Below are 13,206 nucleotides of genomic sequence, written 5' to 3' on the forward strand. Positions count from 1 at the left end.
TTAAAGTGACGCTTCAAGAATGCGACGGACATCAGTTGGGGTGATGTCTTTGTGTTCGCCAAGGGCTGTCATGCCATGTTCCTGCAAAGCGCTAACGATAAGTTCAATTTCTGCTGCGGCAATACCGTAGTCGCTCAATCGAGTCTTGATCCCTAATTGCTCGAAAAACGCACGTGTAGCGTCTATTGCTGCGTCAATTCGCACAGCATCTGTGCCTTCGGTGATCCCCCAAACATTGCTCGCATATTGCAGTAATTTTTCGTGCTTGTGGCCACGCTGATCATTCAATAGTGACGGTAACACGACGGCAAGAGTACGGGCGTGGTCTGTATCATTGAGCGCGGTGATTTCATGTCCGATCATGTGAGAAGCCCAATCTTGTGGCACTCCGGTACCGATTAATCCATTCAAAGCCAGTGTGGCTGTCCACATCAGACTTGCACGAATGTCATAATCTTCTGGTGTCTCTAGCGCTTTAGGGCCAAGCTCAATAATGGTGCGTAGCAGAGACTCGGCAAAACCATCCTGCACGTGTGCGCCACTGGGATAAGTCAGATACTGCTCGATAATATGGACAAAGGCATCTGCAGCGCCATTGGCAATCTGACGCGCAGGCAGCGTATAGGTGAGTTCAGGATCGAGGACCGAAAAAATTGGGTAGCAATGTGGACTTCTAAAAGGAAGCTTGGCTATTTTCTCAGGGTTGGTTATCACCCCACCATTGTTCATTTCAGATCCTGTTGCAGGCAATGTAAGCACAGTTCCAAACGGCATTGCCGCGGTCACTTTTGCAGTGCCGGCAGTAAGGATCTCCCAGGGGTCACCTACATAAAGCGACGCCATCGCGATAAATTTAGTCGCATCAATGACAGATCCGCCACCAACGGCAAGCAAAAAGGTGATGTTGTTATCTACGATTACTTTGACGGCATTAAGAGTCGTGGCATAACGAGGATTTGGTTCTATACCACCAAACTCGACTAATGTGCGACCAGATAGTGCTGTTCTAACTTGTTCTAATACACCAGTTCGTTCCGCGCTACCACCGCCATAGATAATCAATACTTTTGCATCTACTGGAATATGATCGTTAAGGTGTTCGATTCGGCCTTTACCAAAGAGAATTTTTGTCGGGTTGTGAAAGTCAAAGTTGTTCATATTCTATGTTTCCTTCTGTTTCAATGTGAAGGCGTACGTTTATGCTGACATACGTCAATTTTTCTGTGTCTAGTATTCGAATATAGGCAGGCCTGATGAACACATATACTGCGACAGCTTGTAACTCAGGCGATAAATAAGAGACTTAGCAACAGCATCGCCAATATCGCTATTTTGCCGTTCATGGTAATTTCCTAGATCGTATAAAATGCATTGATCATATTCACTTACTTGATATCTACATTGTTATTTTTTCCTAAATGAGTAAACCACCTAAAGTAACCACTTGAATATGTCAATACGATATTTAAGTATAAAACTCGTTATTACCTCTGATTTAAGAAATTTATATTTAGATATAATATTAAAATATATTTTCAGCATGACGCTAACCATATTAAAACCAGATAATTAAAATCACTGTTAGTGTGACGTTTTAAATAAACCAAATTATATTTTACGGTTTAGTTACACTAACATACCAATGTTAGCCTTTCCAATTAGGCTAATAAATCTTAATAGTTGTAAACAGTTCAGACTAAAAGGATGTAATTGAGTGCATCCTTTTAACAATACTAACGATTGGGATTAAGTTTTGTTTGAATATAAAAATGATGATAGGACTAACTATAATCAGCGTATGTTATTAGCAACATAACATCTGCTTGATAACAATTCTGAAGTTTATATACATAGATAGAAAAGCATCTACGTTTTAAATAAGCCTTAACGTGCGTGAAAACCAACAGGTTAAATACTGCATAAGTTGTGCAAGCTTATTTTGATGAATGTAAACTGGCGTGTAAGAGTAAGTCGTAGGCATCTCTGTGGCATTTTAGCAATGATACTTTTACCTGTATGAATTGTTCACAATGTGAAAAATTATGCAGAAAAACATAATGAGAATGACAACATAACCCCAGCGCCAGCCATAATATTACTAAGATATAGATTAGAGAGAGTGTAAACGTGTCCAAACTTGGTCAATAGCAAAAGTGGCGTTTTCTGTAACGCTTTCTACTCATTGCGCAGGCTCAAAAAAACCGCTACGGTTTACTTAATGTATGTAACTAACATCAAATCGTTTAATCAACTGACTATGTCATCGGGTCAGATTTGATATGAATTTACTATCACTTTGATTGCAACATACACGGTTATATTGTTAGTGTGAGTAACCCGCTATAACATAACTATCGAACAATTAACGGAGCGAAACTAATGGGATCTAACAATACTGATCAACATAAACACAGTATCGCGACTTTTGCAGCCTTGAAAACCGCCATTGCAAATGATGAAGAGCAGTTAGTAAAGGAATTATTGGCAGATGAACCGATGCAAGAGCTTGAGAAAAGCTACCTACTTGACCTAGCCCATCTAAACAATAATCGTACTATCATCAAATTACTTGAAGATATTCCTGAAAAATAGCTAAACAGAAGAATATAGTGTGTTGATGTCACCTCTATTTAGATGACCACTTTTCGCTTAAGAGAATCGCCGCATATAGCGGCGAAAAATGTTCATATAAGCCGTAATAACTAAGTATCATTTTTGATACTGTTACAATTCACTTTCCTCTTCTCTTTTTTCTATAGTAGCGCTTAATTTTTGATATACGCCAAGCGAAACAATCAAAATCGCTGATACCATAATAAGTAAAGCCGGATAGAGTAAAAGGCTAAGGTCTTTCGTTCCGGCTTTAAATATAAAAACCAATCCTTCAATACTGACTGCTATGGTAATAATGACAATGATTTTTGTGATTGTTCGTCTTGCCTCTTTGGGATCCCGCAGCTCTTTGTCCTTAAAAACCTCTTCTTCCATCATATATTGTGCAACATCAATAATGGCTGCGGCTATGATTATAGCTGCGACAGATTGAAGCATTAATGGGATAAATCCAGAGTCATACTGAATGCCGGAAATGACTTCATAAATAGACCACAGCATAATTATCAAGGATAATATGATAAGAATTACAGCTGCGAACAGATGAACCCCAGCGAAAATCTTATTAAACAGTTTTTTCATATTTTTAGCCTTTAATATTTTATAAAATAGCGTCGCTCATTCAGCTATTAAGTTGTACACACAATTAGGTTTTGATCTTCATTCAATGTAATGCTGATTATTTTTAACAACTCTTGATTGTCACAGGCTTATCACCCCAGAGGTTAATGTAGATAAGGTAGCGATAATGGCAACAGATGATAAAACATCATTTTAAGCTCATGCGAGGGTTAATTTGACTGTTAATGTCTTAAAAAATTGAATGGGGCACAATGAAGTGATGTGATATCACTACCGCCAAAATGATGCAGTAGCGAAATAAAGTTAATATTTTTATTTAGTTAACAAGTTGATTGTCATCAACCCGTATTGTTCTTGTTTTTAAATATCAAGTTAGCTGAACATGATCAATATTAAAATCGCCTACTAAATGAAAATAAATGGAACTTGAAGAAGTCACTCAACAGCGCTTATCTACGCTGTTACTAATTGAAGGGTAACACACTATGGAGTATTAATGGCCGATTAATTCGACCGCATCGAGAAAGCCACTTACGCTGGTTTCTTCAAGCGTAGTAGAAATATTTATAGTGCTAGAGAGTAAATGCCTACGGTAACCTGTTTAGGGTAATCAAATGGAGAAACCAAATTATCTGCCAAATCGGTAATTATAAGCTTACTTTAAGTCTCTATTTATCGGTGCTATGCCGACCAATGTTAATACTTGCTTGTATCATTTAATATATAAACACATTAATGATTGGTCGCCATAATATTGGATGACTTTTAACTCGAATAGCCATTATCTAGCATTTTATTTGAATCTTGACGTCGCAGACTTAAATGCAGAGCCAAGTGAATCCCATGCGCTATCAATACCGACTTTTATGTCTTCCCAAGCATCGTCCCCAGCCTTTTTAAGCTCAGTAAGCTTTTTATTGGCATTGTCCTGCATAGACTGAAGTTCCTCTATTTTTTTGTAGTATTCAAGCTGTTTATCAGCAGTTGCAGCGTCAGCTTTTGCTTTCAGTTTGTCGATATCTGCGCTCCACTCGTCAAGTTGCGCCTGCAATTTTTTTTCGTATGCTTGTTTCTTGCTCATAATGATTGTCCTTTTAAATACATTGGATACGCTATACATTTTAAGTGTTTCTAGTTTATTTGAATCACTGGGCCTCAGCATATTTGATTCTTTACCGGCATAAATTTACGTTACCACGCAACGCGGCATATTACTCACTTATGCCTCATTATTCCTTGTTCATGTAATATCGTTATGAAGAGATTTTAATGGATCTATTTGCAACTTTTGCTCGTAAAAACTAACTATAGACTAATCAAATTAATTACATGATCGTTTTTACGAAAGCAATTCACCAATATGCCGCATCTTAATAAAGAAGCTATAACACAGTGAGATTAACAATAATTTTACTATAGACATCATGATGCAATTGATTTTACTATTTAATATCAATGGATAACTACCATAAAAGCAATGAGTTATTTACAGGAAAATACGTAATCAGATGAAATGATTTATGGTCTAGATTCCACAGAATACACATTTACGTACAATATCCCACATGTAGATCTAATTGGTGAACCTACGAATTTGATTGATAAGGTTGCACGACTAAGTGTTAAGGACAATTAATGCATTTTTCTAAAGAGCACATAAACGCACTTGAAACTCGTACTCGCGCACATTTTATTAATTCGTTGTCTGGATTTAAAAGCGCCAATCTCATCGGCACACAAGATCGACAAGGTAATACTAATTTATCTATTGTGAGCTCGGTCATTCATCTCGGTGCAAATCCCCCGCTAATGGGTATGATAATCCGGCCTCATAGTGTGCCACGTCATACCTTTGAAAATATTATGCAAACCGGTTTGTATACCATTAATCACGTCAATCAATCCATTTATGAGCAAGCTCATCAAACTTCTGCTCGTTATGATAAAGATGAATCAGAGTTTGAAGCAACGGGATTAACGCCTGAATATCTATCAGACTTTTGCGCCCCTTTTGTAAAAGAAAGTCGCCTAAAATATTCAGTTAAACTAGTAGAGCATCAACATTTAGCTATCAATGGTACTGAGTTTGTTATTGGTGAAATAGTAGATGTGTATGTAGACGATAATGCGGTGCAAACGGATGGTTTTATAGATTTACAAGCCATTGATACGGTAGCGATTAGCGGGCTCGATTGTTACTACACAGGCGATAAACTGGCTCGTTTGCCTTATGCTAAAAAATAGTTGTGAGGTAATTTTATAGTGTTTAAGGTAATTTATAGCGATGCGGCTACATAAAATAGCCAGAATACGAGTCGTATTTGATAAAATCCCATTTAACTAAATGGGATTTTATCAATATCAACGTATTTTACTTTTTAGTTAAAAAGCGTTCTTTAACGGCTTCAGCCATTAGGTTTGGTGGAATTAACCCTTGCTCTAACACAAAGTTATTAAACGCTAAGCGGTCAAATTTATCACCAAGGGCAATTTCTACATCGGCTCGGATTTCTAATAATCGTGATAAGCCATAAAAGTAACTACCAGCCTGCCCAGGCATTCTCATAGTGTATCGATCTACTTCTTGTTTCACTGCCGCTTCAGAAAACACCACGTCATTGCGTAACAATGTATAGGCGTTTTCTTTTGTTGTTAGACCTAGGTTTAACATCGGATCTAACATCGCGCGGGCATTACGTAATAATCGGTGTTGAAGCGCTATAAGCTGTGCTTCTATAGGAAGATATGGCAACATTTCTGCTTCGGCGTACAGTGCCCAACCTTCAACGTTGACACTGTTAAAAGCATAATACACACGGGCCAAAGACACGCCCTGCTCTAACATGACCGCAAATTGTAATTCATGACCGGGTCTGCCTTCGTGGGCACTTAATGTATAAGCAACGGCATTAAAATTAAAGTCATCATAAGCAGCGTCACCGGTTAATGCCGGGTTACCTGTTGTTAGTACAAATTGGCCTTGTTCACCTGTGTTACCAATAAACGGTGGTGGCAGCATATGAGGTGCAGGGCTGCCCGCCGCTTCTGCTTCACTCGCCAATCGCATAATCATGTCGCGTTCAGGTAAATTCACCACATTTTGCTGAGTGATTAATCCTTCAAGTTTCTTATTAATAGCTCTGTAATGATCTTCAATTTTATCGTTGGCTAAAGAGTCTTTTTTCAGTGTTTTAATCACATCGCGATAATCACTAGATGGCATATTAAATTTTTGTGCCACCAAGGGAGCTAACGCCTGCATATTCGCCTTGGTTATCATGTAACTGGCTTTAGCACGTTCAATCAACAACTCAGGTTCGATATCAATGCCAACCGTTTTGAGTTTTAAAGCATAAATCTCTGAAGGTAAACGAAAGTCATCTCGGCTAGTCGGAATTACAGTTTTTTCTGCCCACTGACGGTAATCAGCAATTTGCTGCTTTAGTAGCGACAGATTCTCATCGGCTTTTATGAATTCATTTTTCTCAAACAACTGCTGCAAACCTTGCAATAAGGTATCGGTTCTTGCCAGTGCTTGGTTTACTTCTTCTTTTGTTGGCCCCATTAACTTTTTGTTGGCTAATGCGGCTTCATATAAGGTTTTTGCTTGTTCAGTTAATGCAGGTTGACCCGTTTTACCGACATAACACGCTAAACGAGTATTAGCCGCTTGTTTACGCGTATCAGACATTTGATCATCTAATAATGCTGAAACACCTCTAAAGACAATTAACGGCACATCTACCCAAGGCAGCATGTATTTGTCTTCTAACTTACCAGAGGCAATAGTCTGATCAATATTATTGATAATAATGTTGAGATCTTGACGAACAGGCAATGACTTTTCTGTCTTAAGCGCTTGTAGTAAGGTCTTTTTACTGGCTTCTAGCGTGCGAATATACTTATCTTGTTGTGCCTTAGTAATGCTACTGCACTGACCGTCAGCCTCTGTTATACCAATCGAGCTCGCCATTTCCGGTTGGAATTGGCTAGTGATTTTGATTTGTTTATTGGTGTATGCATTACTGACATCAACCCAGGATTCCGCTGATGATGCGAACGGAATAAGAGCAAGTAGTGGAATCACAGACGTGAGTATTTTGCCTGGCATCGGCTTAATCCTTTTTTATTATGAAGTGATTACTATAACCGAATAATGATCTAAAGTGATGAGCGCTGAATTAACTAATCTGTAACGAATAGTGATCATCAGCCATTATGGATAAAGCCATTTTAGTTAACGTCGTGATGATAAAAACACTCAGTATGAACATATCGCTAAGTCGCACCCAATAAAAAACCGCAGCGATTGACGCTGCGGCTTGTTCTATCGAGAATATAATCGATATTAGCGGATTAGATGATTGCTCAATTAAAAAGCAAAGTCTTCGCTATCTAGTGCCATCATTGAATCAACACCATTGGCAATACATGCCGCATGGCCTTTGGCTCTTGGTAACATACGCTGCATAAAGAATTGAGCGGTTTTGATTTTAGCTTCATAAAACGCAGTTTCAGTGGTGCCTGCAGCCAATTTGTCTTGTGCCACTTTAGCCATTTTTGCCCAGAAGAAAGCAAGTGTCACATAACCGGCATACATTAAGTAATCAACAGATGCACCGCCGATTTCATCCGGGTTCTTCATCGCTTTGCCGCCAATTAACACGGTCAGTTCATGCCACTCTTTGGCATAAGACATAATCGGTTTAATAAACTCAGCCATGGCTGGGTTGTCCATGTTTTGTTGGCAGAATACGGTAACGTCTTTAGAGAAAGGCTTTAATACTTCACCCTGAGTACCAATAATTTTACGAGCCAGTAAGTCTAATGCCTGAATACCAGTAGTGCCTTCATATAAGCAGCTAATCTTGGTGTCGCGCATTAACTGTTCCATGCCCCACTCTTTAATAAAGCCGTGGCCACCGAATATTTGCACGCCGTGGCTGGTACATTCAAAACCAAGCTCGGATAAAAATGCTTTAGCAATAGGTGTTAACAAGGCTAACTTAGTTTCAGCATCAGCTTTAATGGCTTCGTCTTTTTCGGCATGGCCAATATCAACTAGCTGGGCAAGATACGAAATTAACGCTCGGCCGCCTTCAGCAATCGACTTTTGGGTCAATAGCATTCTACGCACATCTGGATGAACAATGATTGGGTCTGCTGGGCCATTAGGGTTTTTAACACCGCTAATTGAACGCATTTGTAGGCGATCTTTTGCGTAGGCTAATGCCCCCTGGAATGATGCTTCAGCAGCCGCAACACCTTCACTTGCCACACCAATACGTGCAGCATTCATAAAGGTAAACATGCACTTAAGGCCGCGATTAGGTTCACCAATCAAATGCCCAGTTGCACCATCAAAATTAATCACACAGGTAGCGTTACCATTAATGCCCATTTTATGTTCAATAGAACCACAACTCACGCCGTTTCTATCTGAAATTGTGCCATCTTCATTAACGTTGAACTTAGGTACGATAAATAGCGAGATACCTTTGTTGCCTTCTGGCGCACCAGGAATACGGGCAATAACAATATGCACAATGTTGTCAGACAGATCATGCTCGCCTGCTGAGATAAAGATTTTAGTGCCACTCAATGAATAAGTGCCGTCAGCTTGCAGTTCAGCTTTGGTGCGCAACATGCCTAAGTCAGTACCACAATGTGGCTCTGTTAAACACATTGTGCCAGTCCACTTACCTTCTACTAGGCTTGGCATAAACTGCTGTTTTTGAGCCTCTGTACCGTGGGCTTCAATTGTGGCTAATGCGCCATGGCTAAGGCCTGGGTACATAGCAAAGCTGTGGTTCGCGCTGGAAAACAACTCAGCAATACTGATATTTAATGAATGAGGTAAACCTTGGCCACCAAACTCTTCAGACTGAGATAACGTTGGCCAGCCGCCTTCTACATATTGTGCGTACGCCTCTTTAAATCCGTCTGGTGTGGTTACAACGCCGTCTTTCCAGGTACAACCTTGTTGATCGCCAATTTGATTTAATGGTGCAACAACTTGTTCAGTTAATTTTGCCGCTTCAGCAATAATGGCATCAACCATGTCGATACTGGCATCTTGGTAACCCAAACGCTGATAGTGCCCTTCACAATCTAGCAGCTCTTGCATAACAAATTTTACGTCACGAATGGGGGCTTTATATTCAGGCATTGTTACTCTCCATGTCATTATCAATCGATATCTAGTTAGTGATTATTTGGATGAAACCTTTCATACCAATAATGTTTGTACTACTGATGCTAAGTTAACTGTAAGTATTATCCAAATGCATATTAATAATATGTATACATTCGTTTGAATTATAGTTTACGACCATTATTCGACTGATATCAATCACTACGTCATAAAATTCACACTTCTTTAAGCAGTTATTCATCCTGTGCATGGCTCAAAACAGTAAGAGTGCGCTATTGATTAATGCATTATTCTTTATATGAATAGTAGCGTATTAAAATAATTGATTTGTTTAATTATAAAACACCCCCTAGCATGATTTGGCGGTTAATTGTTCACTATAAGTGGTAATGACGTATTTTCAGGACATGTTTTTGGTATTGAATATGAAGCTGATTAATCCCCTTGATGTTATTGAATAACGCTAATTTTACAACGCTATATATTTACAAATTACGAACAAGAACGCTTAAGCGTCATGCATATCTTTTGTAAATCAATGTATTGGCAAGCTTGTTTAATAACGATTAGTCATCGTCTGGGGAAATAAATGAATAATAAATCAACATGTTTTAAGCAATCTTTACTCGCATTTGCGATTATGGGTGTAATAAGTTCAGCAGCAAATGCTGAAGACGCAAAACAAAAACCACAAAAAAATGCTGACGATATAGAAAGAATTGTCGTAACAGCATCTAAACGTGCCAAAGGATTACAGGAATCACCTGTTGCCATTACGGTAGTAAGTAGCAAAGCAATAGAACAAGCTAAAGTAATGGATATAACAGATTTACAAACCCTCGTTCCGACGCTACGCGTCACCCCATTACAACGCTCTACTAACACTAACTTCTCTATTCGTGGCTTTGGTAATGGCACTAACAATACGGGTATTGAGCCTTCTGTTGGGGTATTTATCGATGGTGTGTATCGCTCCCGAGCGGCCTCTCAAATAGGTGATTTACCAAGGCTGCAGCAAATTGAAGTCTTAAGTGGCCCGCAAAGTACCTTATTTGGTAAAAATGCTTCCGCTGGGGTCATTAGCGTTACCACTCGAGAACCGGCTTATTATCAAGAAGGCAAGATTGAAGTTGGCGTAGGCAATTTCAACCAAAAAGAAATTAAAGGTTATTACACCAATGGTATAACGGATAATTTGGCATTCAGTGTTTCAGGTGGTGTAAACACCCGTGATGGTTTTACTGAAAGTGTAGTGGGATTAGACGATATTAACGACCGTGACCGTTGGAATATTCGAGGTCAGGCACTGTACGAGCCAACTGAAGATGTAAAACTTCGCTTAATTGCAGACTATAGCAAAATTGAAGAAGCCTGTTGTTCTGTCGAAAACTCAATTAATGGCCCTACTACCGCTGCAGTTCGTGCGCTCGGTGGTATGGATCTTGATGAAACCGGATCATTTGCTTATCAATCTACCCTTAACTCAGATCCAGACAATAATGTAAAAGACAGTGGTGTATCACTGCAACTTGATGTTGATTTTGATGGTTATTCATTTACATCCATCAGTGCACTTCGTACCAATGATTCTGATTTTATGAATGATGTCGATTACACCTCTCTCGATATATTAAATGAAGGCGGTTACACCGATATCGAAACGATTACTCAAGAGTTTCGTTTAACGTCTACCGGAGATCGTCAGCTAGAATGGATGTTTGGCGCCTTCGTTTTTCATGAAGAGGTCACCACTGGCGATACCTTATATTATGGTAACGACATTAGAAATTACTTTGATGTATTGATGGCTGCTGGTGGCGCTCCAGGTTTATTAGCCGGAGTAGAAGGTGCTTATGGCTTAGATCCCGGTACATTTTTCTCAGGTGATTCGGCCGTAAGTTCTGAGTTTGAACAAGAAAATGATGCTTACTCGATCTTTGCCAGCTTTGATTACCATATCAACGACGATTTTACCGCGATATTTGGTGTGAGTTACACCAACGATCAAAAAGAAATCAACATTAGCCAACAACATTCCGATGTACTTTCAGCGCTTGATTTAGCCACAGTGCCAACATTATATGGTGTGCCGATTGGCAGTATTCCTCAGCTTGCACCTGCTGTACCGGTTATTGAAAGTTTACAGTTTTTACCGCCTATGTTGGGATTGCCTAATGCTGTAGAAAACAATAAGTCTGATGACAGTAAAACCACTTGGTCGCTGCGCTTATCGTACGAAATCACCGACAATGTCAATATTTTCGCTACTGCAGCTACAGGTTTTAAAGCCACGTCTTGGAATTTATCGCGTTATTCAAGTCCTTTCGCATCAGATCAATCAGCATTAGAAACAGCAGGCATAGCACTTCCCAATCAGGTTTATGGTGGCCGATATGCCTCTCCCGAAGAAGCGCTGGTGTATGAGTTGGGTATTAAAACTCAATTTGAACATGGATCATTTAGCGCAACGATATTTGATCAAACCATTGAAGGGTTTCAGTCATCTATTTTCATTGGCACGGGCTATGTTCTTGCCAATGCGGGTAAACAAAGTACTCAAGGCCTTGAGTTCGACTCTAACTATAACCTCACTGAAGATTGGTCATTTACCTTAGCAGGTACCTTCCTTGACCCTGTATACGACTCATTTGTTGGCGCATCGGGTTTAGACGGTCCAGTTGATTTATCTGGTGAAAAACCTGCCGGTATCCATGAAGTGAGTATCACTGCTGGTATCGTGTATAACTTTGAAGTGTTTAACGGTGCAGATGGTTACATTCGTACCGATTACCTTTTCGAGAGTGATACTAAACTGGCTGAAAATACTCCTGAATCATTATCTCGCGAGGTAAACACCTTTAACGCAAGTACAGGACTAGCGTTTGATAATGGCGTTAGTTTACAGCTTTGGGTGCGTAACTTAACCAACGATGAGTATCTGTTGTCGGCATTTCCACCTCCAATTCAAGCGGGCAGCTTTAATGGTTATCCAAATCAACCTCGGACCTTTGGAGCCAATATTTCGTACCAGTTTTAATTAACCAAACAGTCTGCAGGGCAATAATAACGCTCTACTGCCACTGCAGACCTTATTTATTAACACCAAAAACAACTAACTGATTTAAATCGTTAATAGCGATATAAATTCACTATCCATAAAACAATAAGAGTCACCAATATGTCTATTGAATCAATATTGAAAAACCGTTCTTCAACACGCGCCTTTCTTGACAAACCGGTTACCAAAGAAACCTTGGATTTGATTTTTGCGCATGCACAACTTTCACCTTCAAATTGCAACGTACAACCATGGCAAACCTGCGTGGTGTCTGGTCAGACAAAAGACACATTGAAGCAAAAATTTATGCAAACTCTCATGAGCGGTGCTTCACCTAATCCTGATTTTAATTGGTTACCGCAATATCAAGGTGTACATCGTGACCGCCAATTTGGCTCAGCAAATGCCTTATACAGCTCAATTGGTGTCGCACGTGAAGATAAAAAAGCCCGCCAAATGGCGATGGTACGCAACTGGCAGTTTTTTGATGCGCCACATGCGGTGTTTTTCACTATGGATAAATACTTAGACATTATGGGCGCTGTTGATTTAGGTATATATGCTCAAACCTTGTCATTGATTATGGCTGATCATGGCATATCTAATTGTATGCAAGGTGCATTAGGGCAATTCCCCGACCCAGTACGAGAAATACTAAACCTCCCAGCCGAGCGCGGTATTTTATTTGGGATGTCATTTGGTTACGCCGATGACAGTGCAGCGGTAAACAATACCCGTACCGATCGTGAACCCATTGAAAACGCAGTGGCATTTTTCGATTAACCAGTCATGACTAATG

General features: G+C 39.6%; 9 protein-coding genes. 4 read left to right on the plus strand and 5 right to left on the minus strand.

All coding sequences use genetic code 11. The features are described 5' to 3' along the window. Entirely contained in the window at positions 1-1,158 is a 1,158-nt protein-coding gene (locus SFRI_RS10455) for an iron-containing alcohol dehydrogenase (RefSeq protein WP_011637493.1), read from the minus strand. A 1,221-nt stretch (positions 1,159-2,379) separates the two neighbouring features. On the opposite strand from SFRI_RS10455, the gene SFRI_RS10460 reads away from it, so the two are divergent. Then, the gene (locus SFRI_RS10460) at positions 2,380-2,592 is read left to right on the plus strand and encodes a hypothetical protein (protein WP_011637494.1); all 213 of its coding nucleotides are present in this window, start codon (positions 2,380-2,382) and stop codon (positions 2,590-2,592) included. A gap of 132 nt (positions 2,593-2,724) precedes the next feature. Here the strand turns inward: SFRI_RS10460 and SFRI_RS10465 are convergent, their stop codons facing one another. Together SFRI_RS10465 and SFRI_RS10470 are read right to left on the minus strand one after the other, a co-directional pair. Continuing rightward, positions 2,725-3,195, minus strand: a complete 471-nt coding sequence (locus SFRI_RS10465; RefSeq protein ID WP_011637495.1) for a hypothetical protein — start codon at positions 3,193-3,195, stop codon at positions 2,725-2,727. Between the two features lie 793 nt (positions 3,196-3,988). Beyond that, on the minus strand, positions 3,989-4,276 hold the full coding sequence (locus tag SFRI_RS10470) for a sll1863 family stress response protein (RefSeq protein ID WP_011637496.1): 288 nt from the start codon (positions 4,274-4,276) through the stop codon (positions 3,989-3,991). A gap of 554 nt (positions 4,277-4,830) precedes the next feature. On the opposite strand from SFRI_RS10470, the gene SFRI_RS10475 reads away from it, so the two are divergent. Continuing rightward, positions 4,831-5,439, plus strand: a complete 609-nt coding sequence (locus SFRI_RS10475) for a flavin reductase family protein (RefSeq protein WP_011637497.1) — start codon at positions 4,831-4,833, stop codon at positions 5,437-5,439. Positions 5,440-5,566: 127 nt separating this feature from the next. On the opposite strand, the gene SFRI_RS10480 is transcribed toward SFRI_RS10475, so the two are convergent. Then, on the minus strand, positions 5,567-7,306 hold the full coding sequence (locus SFRI_RS10480; RefSeq protein ID WP_011637498.1) for a DUF885 domain-containing protein: 1,740 nt from the start codon (positions 7,304-7,306) through the stop codon (positions 5,567-5,569). Between the two features lie 261 nt (positions 7,307-7,567). After that, positions 7,568-9,364 carry an acyl-CoA dehydrogenase C-terminal domain-containing protein gene (locus SFRI_RS10485; RefSeq protein ID WP_011637499.1) on the minus strand — a complete coding sequence of 599 codons (1,797 nt, stop codon included), beginning with the start codon at positions 9,362-9,364 and terminating at the stop codon, positions 7,568-7,570. A gap of 574 nt (positions 9,365-9,938) precedes the next feature. Between SFRI_RS10485 and SFRI_RS10490 the strand changes: the two genes are divergently transcribed. Together SFRI_RS10490 and SFRI_RS10495 are read left to right on the plus strand one after the other, a co-directional pair. Further along, the gene (locus SFRI_RS10490; protein WP_011637500.1) at positions 9,939-12,386 is read left to right on the plus strand and encodes a TonB-dependent receptor; all 2,448 of its coding nucleotides are present in this window, start codon (positions 9,939-9,941) and stop codon (positions 12,384-12,386) included. 141 nt (positions 12,387-12,527) lie between these two features. Further along, positions 12,528-13,190 (plus strand): nitroreductase, encoded by a 663-nt coding sequence (locus SFRI_RS10495; RefSeq protein ID WP_011637501.1) that lies wholly within the window; start codon positions 12,528-12,530, stop codon positions 13,188-13,190. The last annotated feature ends 16 nt before the right edge of the window (positions 13,191-13,206 follow it).

The sequence above is a fragment of the Shewanella frigidimarina NCIMB 400 genome (assembly GCF_000014705.1).
GTDB lineage: Bacteria > Pseudomonadota > Gammaproteobacteria > Enterobacterales > Shewanellaceae > Shewanella > Shewanella frigidimarina.

Bases quoted from the DNA above. Each gene is read 5' to 3' on its own strand.
- SFRI_RS10495 (WP_011637501.1), top strand. From the start codon at position 12,528: ATGTCTATTGAATCAATATTGAAAAACCGTTCTTCAACACGCGCCTTT.
- SFRI_RS10485 (WP_011637499.1), bottom strand. From the start codon at position 9,364: ATGCCTGAATATAAAGCCCCCATTCGTGACGTAAAATTTGTTATGCAA.
- SFRI_RS10465 (WP_011637495.1), bottom strand. From the start codon at position 3,195: ATGAAAAAACTGTTTAATAAGATTTTCGCTGGGGTTCATCTGTTCGCA.
- SFRI_RS10460 (WP_011637494.1), top strand. From the start codon at position 2,380: ATGGGATCTAACAATACTGATCAACATAAACACAGTATCGCGACTTTT.
- SFRI_RS10470 (WP_011637496.1), bottom strand. From the start codon at position 4,276: ATGAGCAAGAAACAAGCATACGAAAAAAAATTGCAGGCGCAACTTGAC.
- SFRI_RS10475 (WP_011637497.1), top strand. From the start codon at position 4,831: ATGCATTTTTCTAAAGAGCACATAAACGCACTTGAAACTCGTACTCGC.
- SFRI_RS10480 (WP_011637498.1), bottom strand. From the start codon at position 7,306: ATGCCAGGCAAAATACTCACGTCTGTGATTCCACTACTTGCTCTTATT.
- SFRI_RS10490 (WP_011637500.1), top strand. From the start codon at position 9,939: ATGAATAATAAATCAACATGTTTTAAGCAATCTTTACTCGCATTTGCG.
- SFRI_RS10455 (WP_011637493.1), bottom strand. From the start codon at position 1,158: ATGAACAACTTTGACTTTCACAACCCGACAAAAATTCTCTTTGGTAAA.